This window comes from Donghicola sp., assembly GCF_025210255.1.
GTDB lineage: Bacteria > Pseudomonadota > Alphaproteobacteria > Rhodobacterales > Rhodobacteraceae > Donghicola > Donghicola eburneus.
Map to the genome: position 1 here is coordinate 106,731 of NZ_JAOARZ010000009.1, position 25,970 is coordinate 132,700.

Annotated in this window: 21 protein-coding genes and 1 pseudogene; 9 read left to right on the forward strand and 13 right to left on the reverse strand. The window is 58.6% G+C overall.

The window, feature by feature from the left end:
- Positions 1-3 precede the first annotated feature (3 nt).
- From N4A58_RS02335 to N4A58_RS02385, 11 genes are all read right to left on the reverse strand, one after another.
- Positions 4-1,119 carry a class I SAM-dependent RNA methyltransferase gene (locus N4A58_RS02335; protein ID WP_293707442.1) on the reverse strand — a complete coding sequence of 372 codons (1,116 nt, stop codon included), beginning with the start codon at positions 1,117-1,119 and terminating at the stop codon, positions 4-6.
- A gap of 110 nt (positions 1,120-1,229) precedes the next feature.
- Positions 1,230-2,477 carry a saccharopine dehydrogenase family protein gene (locus tag N4A58_RS02340; protein WP_072707482.1) on the reverse strand — a complete coding sequence of 416 codons (1,248 nt, stop codon included), beginning with the start codon at positions 2,475-2,477 and terminating at the stop codon, positions 1,230-1,232.
- Between the two features lie 61 nt (positions 2,478-2,538).
- Entirely contained in the window at positions 2,539-3,633 is a 1,095-nt protein-coding gene (locus tag N4A58_RS02345) for a carboxynorspermidine decarboxylase (RefSeq protein ID WP_293707444.1), read from the reverse strand.
- A gap of 174 nt (positions 3,634-3,807) precedes the next feature.
- Positions 3,808-4,998 carry an acetyl-CoA C-acyltransferase gene (locus tag N4A58_RS02350; RefSeq protein WP_293707446.1) on the reverse strand — a complete coding sequence of 397 codons (1,191 nt, stop codon included), beginning with the start codon at positions 4,996-4,998 and terminating at the stop codon, positions 3,808-3,810.
- A 168-nt stretch (positions 4,999-5,166) separates the two neighbouring features.
- The gene (locus tag N4A58_RS02355) at positions 5,167-6,423 is read right to left on the reverse strand and encodes a TRAP transporter large permease subunit (protein ID WP_293707447.1); all 1,257 of its coding nucleotides are present in this window, start codon (positions 6,421-6,423) and stop codon (positions 5,167-5,169) included.
- Positions 6,424-6,435: 12 nt separating this feature from the next.
- Positions 6,436-7,008 (reverse strand): TRAP transporter small permease, encoded by a 573-nt coding sequence (locus tag N4A58_RS02360; protein WP_293707448.1) that lies wholly within the window; start codon positions 7,006-7,008, stop codon positions 6,436-6,438.
- Complete coding sequence (locus N4A58_RS02365; protein ID WP_293707449.1) at positions 7,008-7,967, reverse strand: TRAP transporter substrate-binding protein; 960 nt, start codon at positions 7,965-7,967, stop codon at positions 7,008-7,010. Before N4A58_RS02365 ends, N4A58_RS02360 begins: the two co-directional genes overlap by 1 nt.
- Positions 7,968-8,038: 71 nt before the next feature.
- Positions 8,039-8,791: an SDR family NAD(P)-dependent oxidoreductase gene (locus N4A58_RS02370; protein WP_293707450.1), complete on the reverse strand. Its 753-nt coding sequence runs from the start codon at positions 8,789-8,791 to the stop codon at positions 8,039-8,041.
- Positions 8,792-8,844: 53 nt separating this feature from the next.
- The gene (locus N4A58_RS02375; protein WP_293707451.1) at positions 8,845-9,882 is read right to left on the reverse strand and encodes a transketolase C-terminal domain-containing protein; all 1,038 of its coding nucleotides are present in this window, start codon (positions 9,880-9,882) and stop codon (positions 8,845-8,847) included.
- Positions 9,879-10,733 (reverse strand): transketolase, encoded by an 855-nt coding sequence (locus tag N4A58_RS02380; protein WP_293707452.1) that lies wholly within the window; start codon positions 10,731-10,733, stop codon positions 9,879-9,881. The genes N4A58_RS02375 and N4A58_RS02380 overlap by 4 nt, the downstream gene beginning before the upstream one ends.
- Positions 10,734-10,959: 226 nt before the next feature.
- Entirely contained in the window at positions 10,960-13,035 is a 2,076-nt protein-coding gene (locus N4A58_RS02385) for a sensor histidine kinase (RefSeq protein WP_293707454.1), read from the reverse strand.
- Positions 13,036-13,536: 501 nt separating this feature from the next.
- On the opposite strand from N4A58_RS02385, the gene N4A58_RS02390 reads away from it, so the two are divergent.
- Both N4A58_RS02390 and N4A58_RS02395 read left to right on the forward strand, forming a co-directional pair.
- Entirely contained in the window at positions 13,537-14,742 is a 1,206-nt protein-coding gene (locus N4A58_RS02390; RefSeq protein WP_293707456.1) for a sugar MFS transporter, read from the forward strand.
- A 153-nt stretch (positions 14,743-14,895) separates the two neighbouring features.
- Positions 14,896-15,561, forward strand: coding sequence for a L,D-transpeptidase (locus N4A58_RS02395; protein ID WP_072707503.1), 666 nt, complete (start codon positions 14,896-14,898; stop codon positions 15,559-15,561).
- A 38-nt stretch (positions 15,562-15,599) separates the two neighbouring features.
- Here the strand turns inward: N4A58_RS02395 and N4A58_RS02400 are convergent, their stop codons facing one another.
- Positions 15,600-15,908, reverse strand: a complete 309-nt coding sequence (locus N4A58_RS02400; protein WP_293707457.1) for a hypothetical protein — start codon at positions 15,906-15,908, stop codon at positions 15,600-15,602.
- Between the two features lie 324 nt (positions 15,909-16,232).
- On the opposite strand from N4A58_RS02400, the gene N4A58_RS02405 reads away from it, so the two are divergent.
- From N4A58_RS02405 to N4A58_RS02415, 3 genes are all read left to right on the forward strand, one after another.
- The gene (locus N4A58_RS02405) at positions 16,233-16,439 is read left to right on the forward strand and encodes a cold-shock protein (RefSeq protein ID WP_072707507.1); all 207 of its coding nucleotides are present in this window, start codon (positions 16,233-16,235) and stop codon (positions 16,437-16,439) included.
- Between the two features lie 340 nt (positions 16,440-16,779).
- On the forward strand, positions 16,780-18,042 hold the full coding sequence (locus N4A58_RS02410) for a DEAD/DEAH box helicase (RefSeq protein WP_293707458.1): 1,263 nt from the start codon (positions 16,780-16,782) through the stop codon (positions 18,040-18,042).
- 468 nt (positions 18,043-18,510) lie between these two features.
- Positions 18,511-22,254 (forward strand): OmpA family protein, encoded by a 3,744-nt coding sequence (locus tag N4A58_RS02415; RefSeq protein ID WP_293707459.1) that lies wholly within the window; start codon positions 18,511-18,513, stop codon positions 22,252-22,254.
- A 223-nt stretch (positions 22,255-22,477) separates the two neighbouring features.
- Here the strand turns inward: N4A58_RS02415 and N4A58_RS20895 are convergent, their stop codons facing one another.
- Positions 22,478-22,774 carry an integrase core domain-containing protein gene (locus tag N4A58_RS20895; RefSeq protein WP_367176583.1) on the reverse strand — a complete coding sequence of 99 codons (297 nt, stop codon included), beginning with the start codon at positions 22,772-22,774 and terminating at the stop codon, positions 22,478-22,480.
- 122 nt (positions 22,775-22,896) lie between these two features.
- Between N4A58_RS20895 and N4A58_RS02420 the strand changes: the two genes are divergently transcribed.
- From N4A58_RS02420 to N4A58_RS02430, 4 genes and pseudogenes are all read left to right on the forward strand, one after another.
- Positions 22,897-23,322, forward strand: coding sequence for a transposase (locus tag N4A58_RS02420; RefSeq protein ID WP_293707460.1), 426 nt, complete (start codon positions 22,897-22,899; stop codon positions 23,320-23,322).
- Positions 23,213-23,566, forward strand: a complete 354-nt coding sequence (tnpB, locus tag N4A58_RS20900) for an IS66 family insertion sequence element accessory protein TnpB (protein WP_367176580.1) — start codon at positions 23,213-23,215, stop codon at positions 23,564-23,566. The genes N4A58_RS02420 and tnpB overlap by 110 nt, the downstream gene beginning before the upstream one ends.
- A 122-nt stretch (positions 23,567-23,688) precedes the next feature.
- A pseudogene (locus tag N4A58_RS02425) lies at positions 23,689-25,206 on the forward strand (IS66 family transposase).
- Positions 25,203-25,892, forward strand: coding sequence for a hypothetical protein (locus N4A58_RS02430; protein ID WP_293707461.1), 690 nt, complete (start codon positions 25,203-25,205; stop codon positions 25,890-25,892). The pseudogene N4A58_RS02425 and the gene N4A58_RS02430 overlap by 4 nt, the downstream one beginning before the upstream one ends.
- Positions 25,893-25,970: the final 78 nt, after the last annotated feature.

Here is a 25,970-nt window from a genome sequence, read left to right on the forward strand (position 1 = left end):
ATTCTAGGACAGCGGGTCTGTCTGATGCAGTGTGATCCGCATGCCGCCGTGGGGTACGGGCGGCGTCGTGGGCAGGAACGGCAAACCGGTCGCTTTGGCCAGACCACCATCTGTAGTGATGATGCCAACACGCCAGCCTTTGAAACGCTCTAACAGGGTTTTACCCAAGGCGCCGTACAACGCAAAAAGCTGTTTTTTATTGCCAATGCGACCACCATAGGGCGGGTTCACGATGACAATGCCGGGTGCGCAATCGGGGCGCTGTAAGTCGCTGACCGCTGCGTGGCGGAATTCCGTCAAGGTAGCGACGCCCGCCTTTTCTGCGTTCACGGTGCTCATGTGAATAGCGCCGGTATCGCGGTCCGACCCGTAGAACTGAGCGGCGACCTTTTGGGGCTGCACACCGGCCTTCACCGCGTCAAACGCGGCTGCATCAAAATTCCTCAGCGTCTGGAAAGCAAAACTACGGGTGCGGCCGGGATAGAGACCCATCGCCATTTCCGCCGCCTCGATCACAAAGGTGCCGGACCCACACATCGGATCCAGTACCGCTTGCGACCCGTCATACCCCATCTGCCGCAGGAAAGCGGCGGCAAGGTTTTCGCGCATCGGCGCCTTGTTCACACGCTCCTTGTGGCCGCGTTTGTGCAGACTCTCACCGCTGGTATCGATGCTAAATGTGCAGAGGTCATCCTCGATCCGGAGCTTGATCACCAACTCGGCCTCGGGATCAATGACTGCACTGACACTGTCTTTCAGCGCGGTCTTCACACGGTCGGCTGCGGCGCGGTCGTGGTAAATCTTGGATTTACGGCAGGTGGCCTCGACCTTGACGGATACACCCTGCGGCAGCAGTGCGGCCCAGTCGATCTTGCGACTGCGCTTGTCCAGCTGCGCCAAGTGCATCGCGCGAAAACTGGCAAAACGGGCCAAGACCCGCACTGGAGTCCGCAGTTGCAGATTGGCGCGCCAGACCTCGGGCCAGTCGCCGCGAACGGTGACACCGCCCGCCTGCTGGGTCACGCCTGAGAAGCCGCGCTCGCGGGCCTCGGCGGCGATGACGCTTTCCAGCCCCGGCGGGGCAACCAAGAAGATGTCGAAGGTGTTTTCAGATTCCATGCCCGCTTCATTAGCGGCATTCCGGCAGGCACGCGACAGAAATCAGGTTATAGGCACGCAAACGAAAAAGGGCGGGGAAACCCCCGCCCTGCATCTGTCAATCAGACAGATTATTCGTTCCAGGCTTTATCCTCGCCGCCCAAGCCACCGACCTGCACACGGGTCGGCAGACCGATGTTATCGAGGATGGTGAAGAAAGGCTTGGGGTCCAGCTCTTCGACATTTTTCATGGTCTTGGCGTCCCACTCGCCGGTCGCAACCAGCATCGCAGCAGCCACGGGCGGTACACCGGCGGTATAGCTGATGCCTTGCGAGCCAACCTCGTTGTAGGCGTCCTTGTGGTCGGCCACGTTGTAAACGAACACCTCGACGTCCTGACCGTCTTTGGTGCCCTTGACCAGGTCGCCGATGCAGGTTTTGCCGGTATAATTCGGCGCGAGGCTCGACGGATCAGGCAGCACGGCCTTCACCACTTTCAGCGGAACGACTTCCTGTCCTTCAGCGGTCTTAACAGGCTGTTCAGATAGCAGGCCAAGGTTCTGCAGGACGGTGAATACGTTGATGTAGTGATCACCAAAGCCCATCCAGAAACGCACATCTGCCTGCGGGTAGTTGGTCGCAAGCGAGTGCACTTCGTCGTGGCCGGACTGGTATGCGCGGCTGGTTCCAACGACCGGCAGCTCCCAGTCATGGCCGGTTTCGAACATCTTCTTCTCTTTCCACTGCTGGTCTTCCCAGTAGTAGACGACGCCAGTGAATTCGCGGAAGTTGATCTCGGGGTCGAAGTTGGTGGCAAAGTACTTGCCGTGCGAGCCCGCGTTGATGTCCACGATGTCGATGGACTTCACTTCGTCCATGTATTCGTCGATCGCAAAGCGCGCAAACGCGTTCACAACACCTGGGTCAAAGCCCGCACCCAGAATGGCGGTCACGCCCTTCTCGGCGCACAGGTCGCGCTTTTTCCACTCATAGTTGGCGTACCACGGCGGGGTCTCGCAAATTTTGGTCGGGTCTTCGTGAATAGCGGTGTCGATATAGGCCGCACCGGTTTCGATGCAGGCATCCATGACGGTCATGTTCACAAAGGCCGAGCCGACGTTGATCACAATCTGCGCGCCGGTCTTGTTGATCAGCGCTGCAACAGCCGCGCTGTCCATCGCGTCAACCTGATGGGCTTCCAGAACGCCCTCTTGCTTCATCGCGCCCTTCTCACGGACCGACTCAAGGATCGCCTCGCATTTGGAAAGCGTCCGGCTTGCGATATGGATATCACCAAGCACATCGTTGTTCTGCGCGCATTTATGCGCCACGACCTGAGCGACGCCACCAGCGCCGATGATGAGTACGTTCTGTTTCAACGTATCGAACCCCCTTGTCTCTGTGTTTAGGGAAAAGTTCTATCGCCCGAAGACGACGCGATCACGACAATGCTGCCGCGAAATCCTGATAGTCAAAGTCTCGAACCAGACGCTCGGTTCCGTCCAATTCGCGGATGGCAATAGCGGGCATCTTCACGCCATTGAACCAGTTCTTTTTGACCATCGTATAGCCAGCCGCATCCTGAATGCTGATGCGGTCCCCTGCCTTTAGCGGCTCGGGGAATTTGAATTCGCCAAAGATGTCACCGGCCAGACAGGACTTGCCGCAGACCATCCATTCCTGATCACCGGATTGCTCCATCCGAGCGCTCTCGCGGTAGATCAACAGGTCCAGCATATGCGCTTCGATGCTGCTGTCCACAATGGCAAGGTTTTTGCCGTTGAACAGAGTGTCCAGAACGGTGACCTCGAGCGTGGTGGATTTGGTAATCGCGGCCTCGCCGGGCTCTAGGTAGACCTGCACTTCATTCTGGTCGCTAAAGCGTTTCAGACGCTCAGCCAGTTTGTCCAGCGGATAGCCTTCGCCCGTGAAGTGGATGCCGCCGCCGAGGCTGATCCATTTCATCTGGCGGATCAGGTAGCCAAAGCGCTGCTCAATGCCGTTCAGCATCGCATCAAAGCGCTCGAAATCCGCGTTCTCGCAGTTGTTGTGGAACATGAAGCCGCTGATCAGGTCGACCACGGGTTCGATATTCGCAGGATCATGCTCGCCAAGGCGGCTAAAGGGGCGCGACGGGTCCGCCAGATCGAAACCGCTGGTCGATACACCCGGGTTCACACGAAGACCGCGCGTGTGGTTGCGGCTAACTTCCTCGAAACGGTTCAGTTGCCCGACGGTGTTGAAGATGACCTTGTCCGAACTTGCCAAGACTTCGTCGATCTCGTGATCGGCCCACGCCACGGAATAGGCATGGGTTTCGCCCGGAAACTTCTCGCGCCCGAGCTTCACTTCGTAAAGCGAGCTAGAGGTCGTGCCGTCCATGTACTCGCTCATCATGTCGAACACGGACCAAGTGGCAAAGCATTTCAGCGCCAACAAAGCCTTGGCCCCAGAATGCTCGCGCAGCCACGCGATCTTTTCCATGTTCGGCAACAGGCGCGATTTGTCGATCAGGTAATAGGGCGTCTGGAGCATGTCTCTGCCTTCCGGTTAGCGCATCCGCACAGGACATCGGCATATATGGAAAGACCCCAGACCCGACAAGCCAAGGATCGCCGATAATTCACGGGAATCGTTTCCCATGCGGATACTTAGCGCCCGTTGCCGAAAACTCCAAAGACTGAAAGCTCACAACATTCTTATGCGGACCTAATTGACACGTTCGATGGCGATAGCTGTCGCCTCCCCGCCGCCGATGCAGAGGGACGCCATCCCGCGTTTCAGGTCATACGTTTCCAGCGCGCTCAGCAGTGTGACCATGACCCGTGCACCAGAGGCCCCGATGGGATGGCCCAAGGCACAAGCGCCGCCATGAAGATTTACCTTGTCATGGGGCAGATCGAGGTCCCGCATCGCCGCCATCGCGACGACGGCAAAGGCTTCGTTGACCTCGAACAAGTCAATATCCTTCAGGTCCCAGCCCGTCTTCTCTGACAGCTTGCGCATGGCCCCAATCGGGGCCGTCGGGAACAGGTTCGGCTCATGGGCATGGGTGCTGTGCCCGTGGATGATCGCACGGGGCGTCAAACCGCGCCGCTCTGCTTCGGACATCCTCATCAGGACCATCGCCGCAGCGCCATCGCTGATAGAAGACGCATTTGCCGCCGTGACCGTCCCGTCTTTGCGGAAGGCAGGGCGCAGGCCGCGTATCTTATCAGGGCGTGCGTTGCCGGGCTGCTCATCGGTATCGACCTCAACCTCTGCCCGTCCCTGACGTACAGTGATCGGCGTAATCTCTGACGTGAACTTGCCTTCTTTGATCGCGGCATTCGCGCGGTCCAAAGACGCAATAGCATAGGCATCCTGTGCCTCTCGGGTGAACTGATAGGCCTCGGCACAGTCCTCGGCAAAGGTGCCCATCAGGCGGCCTTTGTCGTAGGCGTCTTCCAGGCCGTCCAGAAACATGTGGTCAATCACCTGACCGTGCCCCATCCGGTAGCCGCCGCGCGCTTTGGGCAGCAGGTAGGGGGCGTTCGACATGCTCTCCATCCCGCCCGCGATCATGACATCCGCGCTGCCCGCGAGGATGAGGTCATGTGCAAGCATCGCCGCCTTCATACCTGATCCGCACATTTTGTTGACGGTCGTTGCCCCAGCAGACAAAGGCAGCCCCGCGCCCAAAGCCGCCTGACGGGCCGGAGCCTGCCCCTGCCCCGCAGGCAAGACGCAGCCCATAATCACCTCTTCCACTGCATCCGCGCTCAGGCCTGCACCGGTCAAAGCACCTTTGATCGCGCTGGCCCCCAGTTCAGCCCCAGAGGCCCCTTCGAGCGCGCCTTGGAAACCGCCCATCGCTGTTCGAGATGCACCGACAATGACGATCGGATCTTTGCTGGACATGAAACTCTCCCCTGTTTCGTCCGCGGCACGCTCCTCCGTGCCGGTCCGCGCCAGAGTGATCCGCCACCTGCCCTCCTGTCCAGCGGTCGGGCGAAGTCACGCTACGTCACACAAACGAAAACGCGGGCCCCACAGGACCCGCGTTCGCTACGTCTCGGATAGCTGCAATCAGTAAATCGTCAGGGCAGGCACATAAGATATGAGCAGCAACACAATCAGCGCCACCGCATAAAACGGCAGTAGCGATTTGACTGTCGGCCCCAACTTTGAATCCGCAATCCCCATAGAGATAAACAGCGTCGTTCCCACCGGCGGCGTATACAGGCCAACAGCAAGGTTCACGACCATCATCAGACCCAGCTGCACCAGATCCAGACCAATCGACTGACCAATCGTCACGAACAGCGGTCCCAGCAGCAGCACAGCTGCGGGCAGGTCAAGGAAGGCACCCACTACCAGCATCACGAGGTTCAGCATCAGAATGACCATCCAAGGGTCCGCAAAGGTCGCGGCGACCCAAGATGCCAGTTCCTGGGGGATGCGCTCTGCGGTCATCACCCACTGGAGGATCGAAGACGCCATGATGATCAACATGACCGCACCGGTCATGGCGGCCGTATCGACAAGTGCGTCCCAAATCTCTTTGGGGCCGAGATCACGGTAGATGCCACCCGATACCAGCAGTGCGTAGGCCACGGCCATCACCGACACTTCGGTCGGGGTCGCAATGCCGAAACGCAGGGTGCCGATGACGAAGATGGGCATGATCAGCGCTGGGATCGCAGCAAAAAGCTGCCCTTTGAAGGCGCGGAAGCCCCCTTCGAGCGGCGAGCGTGGCAGGTCTTGCTTGCGCGCGGTCCACCAGACGGTGGTGAACATGCCCACCCCCAACAGAACACCCGGCAGCACGCCCGCAACGAACAGGTCCACGATCGACACATTCGACACAAGGCCGAACAGGATCAGCGGGATCGATGGCGGGATCAGCACCGACACAGTCGAGGATGCCGAGTTCACCGCAGCCGCAAAGCCCGACGGGTAGCCCTGTTTCTTTTGCACCGGGATCAGCGCGTTCCCCAATGCCGAAGCGTCCGCCACAGCCGAACCCGACACGCCGCCGAACATCACAGAGCCGATGATCGAGACTTGGCCCAAACCGCCCTTCATGTTCCCCACGAACAGGCGCGCAATGTTCACGAGGTACTGCCCGAACCGGCCCGACATCATCAGGTTGCCCGCCAGAATAAAGAACGGGATCGCGAGCATCGGAAAGCTCTGCGTCGGCGTGTACAGGCGCTGCGCAATCACCGCCATCGGCTTGCCATCCAGCCATAGGGCGGCTGCAACGCCCCCCAGCATCGCGTGCCCGATCGGCACCGCAAACGCTAGCAGGATAAAGAATACCCAGATCATAGGTCCGGTCATGGCTTCCCCCTCTTAACTCAAACTGCGACGTTCGACGTCGCTGGTCGCCACGGACGCACCACTCAGCAGGCGCAGAATCTCGAGCACCGAGATCAGGCCCATACCTGCGAATGCGTAAACAAGGCTCAGGTAGCCCCAGTACTGCTTGATCCCCAGCGTCGACAAAGTCTGGAACTTGGACGCAATCAGGATTGGCTGGCTGGACTGTAGAACTGTGACAGAAATCACGATGATCGCGACTTCGATCATCACCAGAAGACCGCGCCGCAAGTCTAAGGGCATGAAATCGGGCAAAATGGTGATCGCGATGTTTGTACCGCGCGATGCGGCAATCACCAGCCCCGATGCCACCAACCAAGGGAGCAGCAGCGCATGGATTTCATAGGCCCAAGAAATGCCGGACCCAAAGGCATACCGCAGGACCACGTTGGCCAGCAGCGCCACAAACATAAACACAATGGTGCCGACCGCGATAAGCTTTCCCGAGAGCGCGATCAGACGGATGATCTGCGTGACATACCGGTGAAGGGGACGCGTTTGCGCCCCCTCCCCATTGTTCGGGCTCACGCCGAAACCTTTACCCATTACTGGGCCGTCGCCTCTTGCAGCGCTTTGACCAACTCGGGGTAGGTCTCTGCGTACTTTTCGTAGACGGATGCGGTTGCGGCTTTGTAGGCCTCTTTGTCTGCATCAGCAAAGGTTGCGCCTTCTGCTTCCATTTTCGGAGGTAGCGAGGTGTCGCCTTCCTGGCTCAGGTTGCGCTGCAGTTCGCCCGCTTCGGCAGTCGCCTTCAGCGCGCATTCCTGCTTGTCCGCGTCCAGGGTTGCCCACCAAGCAAGACCTGCGACCACGGGGGTCGACTCGTACTTGTGGCCGGTCATGGTCACATAGGGGGTGATCTCGTGCAGCTTGGCCGAGTAGATGTTGGTCAGCGGGTTTTCCTGACCGTCAAACACGCCGGACTGCAGAGCGGTCGGCAGTTCCGACCATGCCAGCGGTGCGGGCGCCGCACCCAGAGCTTCGAAGATGTCGACAGTCATCTGATCCGGGGGAGTGCGGATCTTCATGCCTTTCAGGTCTTCGGGCGACGAGACATTCTTGGAAACGTGGGTAACGTTACGGATGCCGTTATCCCAGAAGCCCAGGATCTTCAGACCCGAGTTTTGCGCGCGCTCATCGAGCATTGCGCCAACTTCGCCGTCCAGAACTTCCCATGCGCTCGGCAGGTCGTTGAACAGGAAGGGCAGACCCAGCAGACCGATCTCGGGGACGATCTGGCTCATGGCGCCTTGGCTGTTGGCCGAAACCTGAATGACACCTGCGGCTGCAGAGGTCAGCATCTCGACGTCGTTGCCCAGAGTGGCCGACGGCGCGTGGTTCACGGTGTCGCCAGAGCACTCTGCATATACTTCTGCCCACTTCTCGGCAGCGACGTAGCGGGGGTTCCCGGGGTTCGCGCCATGAGCGAAAATAACTTCTGCTGCGTTTGCGGTGCCTGCGACCATAGTGGTTGCGGCGAGTACAGCGTAAACAACGGATTTCATTAGTCTCTCCTCGTTACTAACTTACAGTGAAGACCGCAGCGCGAACTCCTCCGGACGCGCTGCGGAGGGGTTTAGTGGATGAGCGAGCCGCCGTTAACATCAACCTCGGTGCCGGTGCAATATGCCGACAGATCCGACGCCAGAAACAGTGCGCAGCCTGCTACATCCGATGCCTCGCCAGCGCGGCCCATGGGGATGCCTTCGAGGATCATCTCTTTCATCTCAGGGGTGAGTTTACCACCCGTAATGTCGGTCGCGATAAAGCCGGGGCAGATCGCATTGAAGCGGATCTGGTCGGGTGCGAATTCACGCGCCATCGCCTTGGTTAGGCCCAGAATGCCTGCTTTTGCTGCCGAGTAGTGCGGGCCGCCAAAGATGCCGCCGCCGCGCTGAGCGGATACGGACGACAGGTTAACGACGCTACCGGATTTCTGCTGTTGCATAATCGGCATGCAAACCTGCGACATGTACAGAGTGCCACGCAGGTTCACGTCCATGACGGCATCGTAGTTGCCGGGCTCGATCTGCAGCGACTTTAGCGGCTGGGTGATGCCTGCGTTGTTCACCAGAATGTCGATACGACCCCACTTGGCGGTCAGTGCATCAACGGCAGCTTGGCACGCGTCTTTGTCGATGACGTTACACGCCAGACCGACGTGCTGCTCGCCGATGTCGGCTGCTGCTGCTTTGGCTGCGTCTTCGTCCAAGTCCAGGATCGCGACGGTTGCGCCGTGCTCGGCGAACAGTTTTGCGGTCGCTTTACCAAGGCCACGTGCCGAAGCTGCGCCGGTGACGATTGCGAATTTACCTTCCAGTAGGCCCATGAGCCTCTCCTCCGAAGTAGTGTGTTAGTGGTTCTTGTTTTCGCGGGGGGCCCTCAGAGCCACCCCTTGATCTGTTCGACGACCTTCGGAACCGAAAGGCCGTACATGTCGTGCAGGGTCGGCAGTGCGCCCGCCTCGAGGAACTCGTCCGGCAAGCCGATCATGCGGAACTTGGGCGCAACACCGTTGGTCAGCAGGGCACCGGCGACAGCCTCTCCCAGACCCCCAACCTTGGTGTGGTTCTCGGCGGTGATGACCAGACGGCCCCCTTTGGACGCCTCGGCGACGATGGTCTCGACGTCCAGCGGCTTGATGGTCGGGCAGTGCAGCACGGCCACATCGACGTTGTCCTTGGCCAGCTGTTCGGCCGCATCCAGCGCGCGCATGGTCATGAAACCGGTCGAGATCACCAGCGCATCCTTGCCCTCGCGGATCATCTGCGCCTTGCCCAGTTCGAACTTGTAGTCCGGCTTGTGGCGGGTCAGCACCGAGGGCACCTTGCCGCGCAGCAGGCGCGAATAGACGGGGCCGTCGTGTGCGATCATCGCGGGGACCATGCCCATGATGTCATCGGCGCAGCAGGGGTCGATGATGGTCATGTTGGGCAACCCGCGGAAGATCGCCAGATCCTCGGTCGCTTGGTGGCTGGGGCCGTAGCCAGTGGTCAGGCCGGGCAGCGCACAGCAGATTTTCACCGGCAGGTTTTCCTCGGCGATGGCCATGGCAATAAAGTCATAAGCACGGCGCGAGGCGAATACAGCATAGGTGGTGGCAAAGGGAATGAACCCTTCGCGGGCCATACCGGCGGCGGCGGACATTAGGATCTGCTCCGCCATGCCCATCTGGTAGAACCGGTCGGGCATCTCGTTGCCCAAGATGTGGAGGTCGGTGTATTTGCCAAGGTCCGCCGTCAGGCCGACGATACGCTCGTCTGCCTTGGCTGCCTCAACCAGAGCCTGACCGAAGGGGGCCGACACGGTGTCGTACCCTTCGGCGGCCAGCGAAGCGATCATCGCGCTGGTCGCCTGACGTTCCTCTTTGGGGGTGACTTTGCGCGCTTCGTACTTGCGCGCCATCGATGCCATGGTCATGCGGGCTTTCCTTCTTCGAGAACGTCCAGAGCCTTGCCCCATTCATCCGCATCCACGCGGACAAAGTGGGTGATCTCGCGCTGCTCGAGGAACGGGACGCCCTTGCACATGGTGGTGTCGAAAATGATCACGCGGGGACCGTTGTGGTCGCTATTGCGGGCCGCATCCATGGCCGCAACCACAGCGTCCAGATCGTTGCCGTCCACGCGCTGGGTGAACCAGCCGAAGGATTCCCACTTGTCGCCCAAAGGCTCCGAGCACAGCATTTCTGTCGATTTTCCGTCGGCCTGCTGGTCGTTGAAGTCCACGAGACAGATCAGGTTGTCGAGTTTGTGGTGGGCGCCAGACATGGCAGCCTCCCACGTGGAGCCCTCGCCAAGTTCGCCGTCCGACATCAGGTTATAGATGAACGCGGGGTTCTTCTTGCGCTTGAGACCCATCGCCATCCCAACTGCGATGCCCAAGCCATGACCCAGCGAACCGCCGGTGATTTCCATGCCCGGAGTGTAGGACGCCATGCCCGACATGGGCATCCGGCTGTCATCCATTCCGTAGGTTTCGAGCTCTTCTTCGGGCAGGATACCGGCTTCCATCAGCACGGCGTAAAGAGCGATGGCATAGTGGCCAATCGACAGCAGGAAACGGTCGCGGCCTTCCCATTCGGGCTCGTCTGCGCGGTAGTCCATTGCGTGAAAGTAAGAGGCTGCCAAGACATCGGCGATTCCCAAAGCCTGTCCGATGTAACCTTGGCCTTGCACTTCACCCATTTGCAGGGCTTTGCGCCGGATGTTCCAAGCCCGTCGCGCCAACGAAACGTTGGAACGCGCAGGTGCGCGGTCATCTACTGTCATGCTGTCCTCCCACAACGCTTTGCAGCTTGTCGCGGGGGTGTAGCAGGGCTGCGAGTGGACGTATTTTAAGAATAATTCACAACATGTGTAGCTGAAATTAAGTTAGCGCCACCATCCAGTGTTTTTATGGGATAAATTCGACTGAAATGCACAGGTAAAAGGGTCGTGAACAAAAAAGCCCGCTCGGATCGTCCGAACGGGCCTGCATTGTCCTACAGATGCCCGGTCAAGGTCTGGGCAGGCGAACAGAGAATGTGGAGCCCTCGCCCACTGTACTCTTCAGGCTCAGATCGCCGCCGATGACCTCGACCAAACGCCGCGTCAGAGACAACCCGACACCCACTCCGGAAATGTCGCTGTTTTCGCGACCCAAACGCTCGAACGGGGTAAAGATGTCTTTCTGTCGATCCTCCGCGATACCCGCACCTGTGTCTTCCACATCAATGCGCAGAGTATCCCCGTCCCCATCCCGCAAGCGCACGGTCACTTTGCCCCCAGCCTTGTTGTATTTGATCGCGTTCGAGATTAGCTGAGAGAGAATACGCGACAGCGCGCCGCTGTCAGTCATGGCCGTGGTGTCCATGCCAGCCTGTGCGTCGATGTCAAAGGTCACGCCCTTTTCCAGCGCCATAGACCGCAATCCGTTATACGCCTGACGAACCAAGGGCACGGTGTCCACGGCCTCGAAACTGGTCGAAAGGTCGCCCTGCTCGATCCGGCTCAGGTCCATGACGCCTTCTACCATGGTCAGCAACTCCGTCGAAGAGCGCGCAATCTGATCCAGGTCGGCCATTTTGCTGGCGTCGATCTTTTGCCCTTCGGCCATCTGCAAGATTTGCGTATAGCCGAGAATCGCGTTGAGCGGCGTGCGCAGCTCGTGGGACATCGCCGATAGGAAGGCTGATTTGGCCCGGCTGGCCGCAGCGAGTTTCCCGCTCATCGAGACCAGGTGTTTGTTCACATTCTGCAGTTCAGCCACGGAGTGCACCCGTTGCTGGGACAGTCTGCCCCCTTGGGAGATGTCTGCCATATCAGACTCCAGCTCAGCCAAGGGCTGCGCCACTGACGCACTCATCTTGGACGCACGCTTCCAGAGTACGGCGAAATAGACCGAGTAGAACAGGATCAGCGCCACCAGCATGATCCCACTGACGAGGCCGAGCGTCTCTCTTAGCTTGTTCGAAGGCGTCAGCAGCACGTCCGAGTTCGCGATTGCGATCAGCTTCCAGCCTGGCCCGTCAACGGTCGACCACGACGCCATGACGGGGTGATCGAATTCCAAATCCACGATCCCGCTATCGGCGTCCTGCATCGCGAGCGCCAGTTCCGCCAAATCCGTGCGGCGGAAAATATTGAATTCGGATGGTTTGAAGGTGTCGTCGAGAATGGCCTGATCATAGCTGTGGTCCAGCAACTCCTCGATCCCGAGGTCTCTCTCTCCTTGGGGAGGAAGAGCCAGAATGGTGCCGTCACGGCCCACCAGCATCGCATAGCCTTCGCCCGCCAAAGAGATGTCGAGCACCTGATCGACGATTGTCTTGATGGTGATGTCGATGCCGACCACGGCCTCCAGTTTTTCTGGGCCCATCACCGGCGCAATCGACGAGACCATCCACCCCGCCCCAGCGGGATCGATATATGCATCGGTCCAGACCACCTCGCCCTTGGGGTTATGAACCTCGTCTGCTTCGTAATAGAAATTGTAGCTGGGGATATCCATCTTTGGCGGGAAGATATCGAGTACGTCGAAATAGGGATAAATCCGGTTCAGACTGTCGTGTGTGTTCAGGTAAGCCTGCGCAATTAGTGGGTCTGCACCGACAATCGATTTCATCAAAGGGTCGAGCCGGACAGTGCGCCAAACCTTGTCCTGCTCTGCTTCTTCGATGGGAACGATCCCACTATAAAAAACGGCAGCGCCGCCATTGTCCTGTGTCGTGTAAAAAACACCGTCAGGGCTGTAGGCGTGGCGATCCATTTCTGCTTGCGTAACATCAGCGGGCTGCTGCAGGGCATCGCCGGTTGCGTCAGCATAAACCTTGGTCAGCGCCTCGACAGTAGCCAGACGACGGGAAATCGTCTGCGCTTCGCGGGTAGCGGCGTCCGACAGCGCGGCTTGGGACAGTTCTGTCACAGCCTCGGCCCCACGTTTATAGACGAATTCGCCGGTACCCCAGTAGATGCCAAGGAAGGTCAGCTCGATGAGCAAGAGCGGGATAAGCGCCGCGCTAATGTATGAGTTCCAGAGCCATTTCTTCAGAGGGATTGCCCGATGCGTGCTCGCCAGTTCAGTTTGTGCCACGGCCCTACTACCTTACAAAGTATGGCATAGACCTACCAAAACCCGCTTAGAGCGATATCCATCCTTTTCTATATATACTTTTGATCGCAACGGCATCTGACGTACATTCTTTAATTTTTTCATAGCGTTATGATTTGGATGCGCGGTTACAGGTGCGACAATCCTGTAGGGCTCCATTGGCGAGTTCCTGCTACCTGCGATCAATCTGCCGGAAATTCAGAAACTGTTAGCGCCCAAACTTGCGCGCAACCCTTGGAAGAACGGCCTGAGGATGAATCAGTTCACTGAAAGCAAGAAGCCGAAGAACCCGCGCGGCCATCGGGTAAAACTTGAATGCTTTGCAAATTCCGGTCGCTCAGCGCACACCATCTATCCGCTAGCGGATAACCTCACTGTTAATTGACTCGGCGAATACAGCCTTTTCTGGTCTCCTAGGTTGACCGCGCGGGATCAGTGGCCACAACGCTGCCCCGAACCGCCTGTAAATTTGTGAAAGCCACAATGACCCAGAATTTCAACCAGACGCGCTTGGCTCGGGCCTGCTGCGCTTTGGCTATCTTTGCTGCGCTTCTGGGAAGTACAGCCCCCAGCCCGCTTTATCCCTATTATCTTGAGACCTTGGATCTGGATAAGGTGGTGGGTACGGCAATTTTCTCGATTTACGCTGCTGGTGCCCTGCTCGCGCTGTTCGTGTCAGGCAAGATCGGCGGGCAACTAGAGGATCTGCGCAAGGTGATCATTCCCGGGCTCATCCTGACCGCACTGGGGGCTGCGCTCTTTGCGATGGCGGACAGCCTATCCTTGTTGCTGATTGGACGGTTTCTGAACGGATTTGGCACGGGGGCGATCACAGGCATGGCCTCTGCCGCTCTGTTTTCCATATATCCTGCAGAGCAGCGGCGCACGGCAGCCGTCCTCGCCACGCTTTCATTTACTGGGGGCGCTGCGGGCGGACCGATCCTAAGCTCGATCGCATTATCGTTGAACTTCGCGCCAACGGTGTCACCTTTTATTGTTATCGTATTGCTTTCAGCACTCGCTGCGACAGGTCTGACGGTCAGCCATTGGCCGCGCAAGACTAAGAAGCCCGCCCCCACAATCACAGCAAATGAGCCCGAGACAGGCGTTCATCTGCCGATGTTCATTCTGGCCTGCCTTGTGATCTGTGTCGCGTGGATGCTTGGCTCTATTTTGATGGCGTTAGGAACCGATTTGGGAATCAGCGTCTATGGCTTGCCCTCAGTGGCGCTGGCAGGGCTGGTGCCTGCGATCTTTCAGCTCTTTGCGGGATTGGGGCAATTCGTCTGGGGGCGCTTTCCGGTAGAAAAGGCGGTCTTCGTCGGACTTCTCGGGATGATCCTTGCGCAGATTGCCTTGATTTTGGCCGAACCCGGCGGTCTTGGCTACGTGATGCTGGCTCTTATGCCGATCTGCGGCTTTTGCTATGGGGCAGCTTTCGTCGGATCCTTGGGATTGGCCAACAAATCCGCGACGCCGGACACCCGAGAAAAATACATCGCGCGCTTTTATGTTGCAGGATATCTGTCGAACTCGATTCCCACAGTGATGGTCGGGTATGTCAGCGATCTGTGGGGACTGAAGATGGCGTTCTTTTTCTTTTCCCTAGTGCTGATTGCGATCGCCTTGGTGGGCCTTGGCTTGCTGCGGAAATATCGGAGTGATCCCGCGATTGCTGTTCAGGTTTGAGCCGTAAATTGATGCCAAAGATCAACATCGCGCGGCGCAATCGCCAACACACGGCAATTTTATTGCATCTTTCTGGCGTGTTCAGCGTTCCATTGGTTGACACTGCCCCATCCACAAGGGCGTTAGTGAAAGCGAACTAAGGAGAGCTGCCACATGTTGACCAGACGCCATTTCATTCAGACTGCAGCCGCGCTCTTTTCCGCGCCGATCGCAAGCCCTGCCTTTGCGGCCTATATCAGCGACCAGAGCCGCTGGGACGAGTGGGATGCCCTCGTGACCCCACCCAATTATGATCCTGCAACCTCGAACCCTTGGGGCCTTCAGCCACGTTTCCTGCCTGTGCGGGTCGAAGCCAAGGCTGGCCTAACCCCGGGTGACATCCACGTGGATGCTGTAGCCCGCTACCTGTACCACGTACGCGATGACGGCACTGCGATGCGCTACGGCGTAGCGATCGCCAGAGGCAACCTGTACGAGGCAGGCACCTATACGATCCGTCGCAAGACCAAGTGGCCGGGCTGGACACCAACGCCCGCGATGATCGAACGTGACCCAGAGATTTATAAACAGCACGAAGACGGGATGCCCGGCGGCCCCAACAACCCACTGGGATCCCGTGCGCTGTACCTGTTCGAAGGAAACCGTGACACCTACCTGCGAATCCACGGCACGCCGCATCCGTCGTCGGTTGGTGGTCGCGCCAGCTCTGGCTGCGTCCGGATGATCATGGCCCACATCATCGACTTGTATGAACATGTAGAGACAGGATCTACTGCGTACCTCTACGAGGCCGAAGACCGCGTCACAGCCACGAGCTAAAGAAAAAGGCGTCAGGATCATCCTGACGCCTTTTACATTTACTGGGTTTCGCTCGTATTTGCCGCTGCGATCTCCGCCTCTGTGGCAAGGCGCGTGCAGATCGGGTTCCCTCCTGCAGTTCGTAGCGGCAGGAACGTGTCCTCGACCGGATTGCGATGTAGATACCAGTAGCATCCATCCGCCGGATCCAGACGCACAGCGTTCAGGTTCTGGTAGGGCGCCGCCAGCGCTACCACCTCTTCGGGCAATTCGGTGATGTAACCCTCTTCGGTCGTTTTTGGGGCAGTCGCACAGGCGCCAAGCGCTACGAATAGGAGCGGCGCGAAACGCCAAGTCTTGAGGACCATATATCTCACCTTATGTCACAAAAACCTGTGGGGATTGCGGTCGGGCCCCACGGCCTAATTTCTGAAGTTCAAACTACCGCCTTAAACTCCGGAAACAAGCACGAGCACAAGACTGTGATGCAAACGCCCCATGCCCTGAGGTATTTGCTGCTATGCAGTGCACCTGCAGGATGGTCACTTGAATTTTGCAGTGATCCCGAGTATGTCACACGCGCTAAGCATCTTCTACGACCTTCTGTTTCCTATCGGCCTCAGTAGTTCCTACGACGACTCTGAGCCAAGCTATCGCGTTGTGCGGATGGCAGAAAAACAGGAGAACTCACGATGACCAAAGGTACCGTGAAGTGGTTCAACCAGACCAAAGGCTACGGCTTCATCGCACCCGAAGATGGCGGCCGTGACATTTTCGTTCACATTTCGGCAGTCGAGCGCGCGGGTATCACCCAGCTGAACGACGGTCAGGCTGTTTCCTTCGAGATCGAAGCAGGCCGCGACGGTCGCCAGTCGGCGACCAACCTCGAACTGGCCTAATTGTCGGTTTCGGCGCAGAGCGGTTGCGACTGTTCTGCGCCTCTGGGCCTCTTGGCCCTCTTTCGGGCGTCGACCTCGCCCTTGACGTAGAGCGGGTTTCAACCCATCTACCCCGTACGCTGCGCTGCCGCGTGAGCAAGCCGCGACCTGACCAAGGACGCATCAGCGTACACACTTTCTAAGTTCCCCATCACGCAGGGTTCCTGATGCACCGGCCGGACAAGCAGGACTCGCCTGCCCATCCAGAGGCCGACCAGACCCTCGCAGGCTCGCAAAAGGCGGGCCCTGCCCTGATATGCCGGCCCTCGTCATGAACGCGACCGGCTGCAAAGGACGTCTTTTGACCGATTTTACCGCGCTTGGCCTGTCGACCAAGCTCCTTGACGCGCTTGCTGGCGCAAACTTCACCACCCCCACGCCCATTCAGGAAAAAGCGATCCCGCTTGCTCTCGAGGGCCATGACATCATGGGTTTGGCGCAAACCGGCACCGGCAAAACCATGGCCTTCGGCCTGCCCCTGATCGACACGCTTCTGTCACAGCCCGGCAAACCCCTGCCCAAAACCTCTAAGGCACTGATCCTCGCCCCGACCCGCGAACTGGTGAACCAGATCGCCGACAACCTGCGCGTCCTGACCGATGGCAGCCGCATCCGTGTTGTGACTGTTGTGGGTGGTCAGTCGATCAACCGTCAGATCAATGCGCTGTCTCGTGGCACCGACATTCTGGTCGCCACTCCCGGCCGCCTGATCGACCTGATGGATCGCGGGGCGATTGATCTGGGCACTGTGCGCCATCTGGTGTTGGACGAGGCGGACCAGATGCTGGACCTTGGCTTTATCCACGCACTGCGCAAGATCGCGCCTGCCCTTGGCACCCCGCGCCAGACCATGCTGTTTTCGGCCACCATGCCCAAGCAGATCGAAGAATTGTCCGACGCCTATCTGACCAACCCGCAAAAGGTTCAGGTCGCGCGCCCCGGTAAGGCTGCAGACAAGATCACGCAGTCAATCCACTTCCTGAGCAAGCCGGAAAAACCGAAGATGCTGCGCGAGATCCTGTCAAAGGATCTGGACGCGCTGACACTTGTCTTCTCGCGCACCAAGCATGGCGCCGAGAAATTGATGAAGGGACTTGTGGCTGACGGCTACAATGCGGCCTCTATCCACGGCAACAAGAGCCAAGGCCAGCGCGACCGCGCGATCAAAGCCTTCCGCGAAGGCGAAATCACCATTCTGGTCGCAACCGACGTCGCCGCGCGTGGTATCGACATTCCAGGAGTGGCGTATGTGATTAACTTCGACCTCCCAGAGGTGCCTGACAACTACGTCCACCGGATCGGTCGGACCGCCCGCGCAGGCCGCGACGGCGAAGCGATCGCCTTTTGCTCGCCCGAGGAAACCGATCTGCTGCGTCAGATCGAGAAGCTAATGAAGATCGAACTACCCGTCGCCAGCGGCACGCGCCCTAGCCGCGATGCAAAACCGGCTGGCAAACCCGGCGGTGGTCGCAATCGCGGGCGATCCAACAGTCAGAAGCCCAAAAGCTCCGAAGGTTCCCCCGCAAAGAAGCGTCGCCGCCCTCGGAACCGCAAAGCGGCGTAAAAAAATTAATCACGAATTGGGCGTCCCACTGGGGCGCCCTTTTTCATTTCTGCATCGATTAGATGCTGCAAAACGACCATTAGCAGGTCCGGATGAACACACTCTATGCGTGTATATATACCATTTCGATATTTCTAAACTTCAGCCAAACTTGCCGTCAATCGGCAACCGTGACTGCAACTCTTACAAGTCACGCAAGATACTAATATCATACTGATATACTTTGTATTCAATATGATAATCAAGATCGTACAGGAATGCGGGGCTTCCCTTGCAAAACCTCAACGGCATAATCTCGGCAATGCAACCAACAAGGTATGAGTATTGTTACTAGCATCTAGTACGTTTTTATATACAACTCTTGGATGAGTCATCAATTCTTAGTGACACAGCCCGGGTGCGCTTATGTTTCGTTTTATTTTTTCATTTTTCATTAGTCTTCAGATTTTGCTTTTTGCAGCCACATCAGTGCTCGCACAGCGGGTCCTCGAGAATGGCAGCTTCGAAGAGAACGCACCCGCTTTGAACGGGTCGGATCTATATCCAGTCAGCTGTACCGCCTCACCTCGGGTGGTCACATCAGGCACATGGGGCGCATACGTTGCCGCTGGCGACATTCCCGGCTGGGAGACAGAAGCCAGCTTCAACGCCACAGGCTGCGGCTACTCTGGTGAAGTGATCGAATTTTCCCGCAAGAACGGCCGAGATGCCCAAGATGGCAGCCACTATATCGAACTGAATTCTTCTGAACCCGCGGGTGTTACGCAGCCCATCTGCATTCAGACCGGCGAAACAGTTGGCTATAGCTTCTGGCACAAATCCTCAGCAACGGCCGGAGGGCTGCCCGAGACAGTGGAGATGTTGGTCGGCGGCATGGTCATTGACAGCAACACAGCCACCAACGGATGGGTCGAGGTATCTGGGACCACCACCTACACTGGCCCGTCAGGTATCGTCGATTTTCAATTCCGCAGCACGTCCCCTGCAGTCGGAAGCGGTTTCTCTCTGGAGGGGAACCTGCTGGACAACGTTTCGCTGACCTTCATACCATACGTTCAATACAACACCGGAACCTGGAGCGCGTCTGAGACGACAGCTTCTCCGAGCGGTCCGTCCATCTTGGTCACGGGCGAGGTCCCGAGCGGGGGCCTGACGGTTCCGATTACCATTGTTGGCGGCACCGCGACCGAAGGTGACGACTTCACCTACACCAACAGCATTTCTGTCCCAGCGGGCACCTACTCCGACACGCCTTTCGCCATCGATTTCACACTTTTGACCGATGCAATGAGCGAAAGCGATGAGACAATCATTTTTGGTATCGGAAATTTGGGGACCGCCGCTCTGGTCGCGGACGCAAGCTGCATCGGGACGCCAGTTGCGACGGCTACCTTCACGATTCAGGATATTCCGCCGGTGGTCGACGCCATGGACGACACGCCCGCCGCCGTGAATGGCGCGCTGGGGGCCACAATCCCCAATGTGGTGGCCAATGACACCCTTGGCGGCGTGGCCGATCCCGCGATCGGGACTGACGTCACCCTCGCTGTCACCGGTACCGCGCAGGATGGCACCACAGCGCTCGGCCTCGACGTGACCCCCGCAGCGGGCAGCATCTCCCTTGACCCCGCCACCGGCGAGATCACCGTCGCCCCCGGCACCACCGCGGGCACGTACCTCTATACCTACGAGATCTGCGAGATCCTCAACCCTGCCAACTGTGACACCGCCGTGGTCACCATCGTCACCGATCCGCAGGCCACCGTGGCCATGGACGACACCCCCGCCGCCGTGAATGGCGCGCTGGGGGCCACAATCCCCAATGTGGTGGCCAATGACACCCTTGGCGGCGTGGCCGATCCCGCGATTGGCACCGACGTCACCCTCGCTGTCACCGGCACCGCGCAGGATGGCACCACCGCCCTCGGCCTCGATGTGACCCCCGCAGCGGGCAGCATCTCCCTTGACCCCGCCACCGGCGAGATCACCGTCGCCCCCGGCACAACCGCGGGCACGTACCTCTATACCTACGAGATCTGCGAGATCCTCAACCCTGCCAACTGTGACACCGCCGTGGTCACGGTGACTGTAGATGCCGCAACCATCGACGCCGTTGACGACGCACCTGCTGCCATCAGCGGATCCGACGGCGCGACGATCCCTTATGTACTGTCTAACGATATCCTCGACGGCACGGCAGGGCCTGCGATCGCAACCGATGTGACCGTGTTCAACAGCGGCTCCTCTCAAGACGGCACCACCCCAATCGGGTTGGATACGGTCCCAGCGCAGGGCAGCATCACCTTTGATGCAGCAAGCGGAGACGTCATTGTGGCGCCTGGCACTTCTGCCGGGACATACACATACACCTATGAAATCTGCGAGGTTCTTAACCCGACCAATTGTGACAATGCTCAGGTCACGATCCGCATCAATCCGGCTGTGATCGACGCTGTGGACGATGATTTCACAGGCTCTGCCGGGTCTAGTGTCGTGGCGGGGTCCGCAGGCCCTGTCCTGACGAACGACACTATCGACGGAAACGTCGTTCCGGCCGACGGCTCTCTTACCACGATCGCACTGACTGACGACGGCGGCATGACGGGCGCTACGCTGGCGACGGATGGCGCTCTGACGATCCCAGCAGGTATCGCGGCAGGCACTTATGCCCTGACCTACGAGATTTGCGAGATCCTGAACCCGACCAACTGCGACAGCGCAACCGCGCAGGTCCGCATCACAGATCCCGACCTCTTGGCGCTGATCAAAGAAGATCTGACCAAGGTTCTGAACGAGGACCGCGCTGCAGCGATCACGCAGCAAGCGGCCCGCATGCAAGGATACGCGTCGGACGGATTGCAGCGTCTGAAGTCACGCACGGCGACGGCCTGCCAACAGGCTGTGAACCTAGAGGCCGAAAAAATCCTGTTCGACACTGATCGCGCCATCATCAAGCCGGAAAGCAGTCAAACACTGGATGAGATCGCGACGATCTTGGGAACCTGCAAAGGCGTTGCCTTTGAAATTGCGGGGCATACGGACAGCGATGCGTCGATGGCCTATAACGTCGGACTGAGCCAACGTCGCGTCAATGCTGTCTTGGGCGCCTTGACTGATCGCGGTGTCGACACCGAAGACTTCGTCGCGCGCGCCTACGGGGAAACCAGCCCTGCGACATCGAATGCGACGGACGCGGGTAAGGCCCAAAACCGCCGCGTGGAGTTCCGCTTGATTGACCAAGCGCCACTGGTCAGCACTTGCCACAATGGCGGCACCCTTCAGCGCCGCATTGATGGGGATGCGAACGACACCGAGGCGCAGCTGGATGGCGGTCTCTATCGTGAAACCTATGACTGTGTGCGCGACGAGTGGACCATCGTAGAAAGCGCCCTGAGCTTTTATGAAAGTGACGACGGTCAATCTCAACGCCAGCTCAACCTGTCCTTCCGCCGCGAACGCTTCCGCGACGAAACCAGCTTGCGCGGATGGTTCTTTGGCCTTTATGGCAGCCAAAACGACATTAGCAGCCTTGCCGACGGCGAGATTGCGGGCATCGGGCTGAACGGTGGCATTTATGGCGCGGACCAACTGCAAAACGGCCTGTATCTGGATTACTATCTGGGTGCAGCCGCCGGACGCCACGAGTTCGATCTGGCCTTTGACCGCTCAATCGGGACAATTGATGCAGACGGATACTACACCTACTTCGCCGGCTTTGCAGGGATCGCCTTGTCTGGTGATCTGGACCTTGGAGAAGTTACTGTCACCCCACGTGGGGGGCTTGAGTTCGCCTATTCGCCAGAGGCAGAGGTCGAGGTCAAAACCGGCTTGGGCAACCTCACGCAGTATGGTGACTTTAGCCTAAGCGAGATTTCCGGCGGCCGTGCTTTTATCGAAATCCGTCATGAATGGAGCGTCTGGGAAGACTTGGGCAAGTTTGCCATAGCCCCACGGGTAGCTTGCTATGAACCGCTCGTGGGCGAGGCATTGGGCTGCACGTATGGCGGATACATTGAGATTGAGCAATCTCACGACGATAGCCCCCTCGCCTATCATGCTCGCCTTGATCTGGAGCAAGGCGAAACCTTCCGCACGGGCTCGTTCACAGCTGGCATTACCCGCAGGCTGCGCCGCACCATCCTACGCGCAGATGCGACAGTTGACGGAGATGGGCGCGCTACAGTTGGCAGTAGCGTAGAGGTCAATTTCTAGACACTTGCTGACTGATCAGGAACAAAGAGAAAGGCCCTTTTCCAATTTCGGAACTCGGCCTTTTATTTATGGCTTGGACCGTAAGGTTATCCCTATCGGCCTCTAAGGGACCATAAATGCCCTCTTTCTCAAAGACCTGGCGATCAAAACCCATCGCGACCTCGAAGGCCGAGCAAAGGCCGGCAAATGCGTCGGTGTAGTGAGCCAGCATTTTCTGCTCAGTTTAAGCCGTTAATCTGAATGCCTCGGCAGGCGTGCGCGTGGCAAGGGCCTGATGACGGCGGCTGTTATTAGAAAAGCTGATCCAGTCGCCGATGACGCGCGTGGCGTGCTGGATGCTCTCGAAGCGATGACGGTTGTGTATCGTTCTTTGAAGGTGCAGATGACCCTTTCGACCATGCCATTCTGCTGCGGGCAGTATGGGGTTATGAACTCCTGTTGCAGACCATAGCGTAAGCGCCGCGGCATCGCCCCCGTAGATGTTGTTTTCTGTTTCTTTGAGAAGGAGCCGTCCAGATATGGCGGGTTCTTATAGATGATACGGTACAAAATTACGTAACTTGTCACAGTGCCGAAGAAGGACACGGCGGGCGTATTGATGTTGTGACGGGTCCAACTGGCCGGCGCCGGTGGCCGGAACATGTGAAGGCGGAGCTGGCCCTTGAGAGTTACCGTGATGGGGTTTCGCTCGCGGACTTTGCTCGCAAGCGCGGTATCTCCGCGCCACAGCTTCATTCTTGGCGTCGTGCTGCCCGTGAAGGGGGTCTTGCGATGCCGGATGACGATATCCTTGGGTGGTGCCTGTTGTCGTTGAAGGGCATGACGGCGACGCCCGTGTTGCCAGTGGGAACGAAAGCGATGGTATTGTACTGGAAATCGAAGGCGTTCGGGTCTTGGTGCCAGCAAGATTGGCCCCCGACCATCTTGGTCGTGTTTTGTCTGCCATTCGGGCTCCCACATGATCCTGCCTGGAGGGGCGTACCAGGTCTATCTGGCACCGCGACCGGTCGACTTCCGAAAGGGGCATGCGGGTTCGGCGCTGGTGGTCCAAACGGTACTGGGACGTGATCCGTACAGCGGGGCGATCTTTGTGTTTAGATCGAAGCGCGGCGACAGGATCAAGATTCTGGTCTGGGATCAGACGGGTCTGGTGCTTGTTTATAAGCATTTGGAAGGGGGCCAATTCCAATGGCCTCGGCCCGCTGACGGTGTCATCAGGCTGACGCCTGCACAGTTCACAGCCCTGTTCGAAGGGTTGGATTGGAGGGCGGTTCGACCCGAGCGGCGCCGTCAACCCAAACGCGCTGGATAGCATGCGGGGGGGTGCCTCATGGGGGCGAATTCTGAAGCGCAAGCGGGCATGGCGGTGTATAAAAGGTCATGCCTGCCTCAAGCCCAAGCAGCCCCGCATATGTTGCCGATCTCGAGTAACGATTGGCCCGCGCAGAGGCAGCCAATACGGCTCTGGCCGAGGCCAACGCACGGCTGGAACGGCTGTTGCTCCAGTCCCGACACGCGCGGTTTGGCCCAAGCTCGGAAAAGGGTGATCCCGATCAGCGCAATCTCTTTGCTGAAGATATCGAGGTCGCGGAAGGTCAGTTGGCGGCCGCGGGAGAGGCCGCCGATAAAGCTCTTGGCAAGGCGCCTCGGCAGGCATCCTCTACAAACCGGAACAAAGGGCGGCTGCCGGAGCATCTGGAACGTGTCGAAGAGGTGATCGAACCCGCGAACACGTCCTGCCCATGTGGGTGCGGTGAGATGGTTCGGGTCGGGGAAGATCGCACCGAACGGCTCGATGTCGTGCCAGCCCGGTTCAGGGTACTGGTCACCGTGCGTCCCAAATACATGTGCCGGGCGTGCAAGGGCGCATCCCACGCGCAAGCCCCGGCGCCGGAATTCCTTGTGCCGCGCGGTCTTGGGACAAACCGGTTCGCCATCCATACTGTCGTGTCCAAATTCTGCGACTACCTTCCCTTTTACCGACAAGCCGAGATCTGGCGCCGGGAGGGGATCGAGATTGATCGCACCATGCTGGCCAATTGGGCGGGCCGCGTCGCATTCCCCCTCGCGCCACTCATCGACGCTTTGATCGATGATCTGAAAGCGATTGACCATCTCTTCGCAGACGAGACCACGGTTCCGGTCTTGGCCCCACGCACGGGCGAGACACGCAAGGATTATCTCTGGGCCGTGGTCCGCGATCAACGCGGCTGGGGAGGAGGCGATCCGCCAATCGTGGTGTTCCAGCATTCCAGAAGCCGGAGCGCCAAAACCGCTCAAGAGATCTTCCGTGACTTCCAGGGGCGCCAGCTGACCGTTGATGGCTACGCCGGATACGATGCGTTAAGTGATCCGAAGAAAACCAATGCTCCTTAGACAATGGCCTATTGCTGGACGCTTTGGCGACGCCGGTTCGTCGAATATAGCCGCACGACACACTCCCCGATTTGTCTGGAAATGACCAATCGCATCGCGCAGCTTTATCGGATCGAGGCTGATATCCGCGGCAAAGCGCCGGACGTTCGGCGCGCCGTCAGGCAACAGCTTTCCAAGCCCATCGTGGCTGCACTGCGTCTTTGGCTGGAAGGGCAACTTGACCTGCTCTCTTCAAGCTCGGATCTGGGCGGACACATCAGGTACGGCCTCAAACGGTGGGCGGGCCTGACCCGCTTCCTTGACGATGGTTGCATCGAGATGGATACAAATGCAGTAGAGAACGCAATCCGCCCGATCCCTCTGACAAGGAAGAATGCACTCTTTGCGGGAAACGACGACGGAGCGGTCACATGGGCACGCATGGCATCGCTGATCGGTACCTGCAAATTGAACGGCCTCAACCCGCAGGCCTATCTGGAACACGTGCTGGACAAGATATTGAACGGACATATGCAGGACGACATCAAAAGCCTGATGCCTTGGACCTTCAAGCCGAACGGGTCAAAGTACTCATGAGCAAGATTAAGGATCTCGAGCGCAGCATCGAGGTGATTGCGGGGCAGATCACAGCTCAGCAGATGATCATAGAGGGCGTCATCGTCGAAGCCCTCCGCAAGAAAGCCATCGACGAAGCGCAAATCATGGCGCTGCTGACCCAGGGTATGGCTGTCTTCGAGAATAACAAGAACATGACAAAGAGCGAGGCCTTTGGCGCGCTCGGCACCCTGACAAGCATTGCTGACACGATCAAACGCGAAGAGCCTGAAGATCGTGTTCTGAGTGCCCTGACGACGCATCTGATGAAACCCGCAGCCCTTGAGCAGTTTTGTGAAGCTTATGTGGCGGAACGGAACCGTCTGGCGGCAACGTCGGAGCACAGCAAAGCCGCCCTGAAGCGGGAGCTTCACAGTCTTCAAAAGGAACAGGCGGCGCTGATCGCCTCGATCAAGACCGGCGTCCCTGCGGAGTTTGTGAAGGCAGAGATCGATAAGAACATGGCACAGAGCCAACGTGTTGAGGCCGCGGCTCTCGCGCGCCAGCGAAGAGGCCCCCGTGAGGTTTCACCCGAAGATGGCGGATATGTATCGCGCACGCGTCACGGCACTTATCCGTTCTCTTGGGGATCGGACAGAGAAGAGCGAGAGTTGGGACAGCTTACGGTGTCTGATCGAGGAGCTTGTACTGCAACCGCGCTTGGCTGACGTTTATGCCCAGAAGATCACCAGCTTGCTCGGGCTCTTTTGGTTCTTCGTGCTGACGCGGACTACCCTAACGACCAC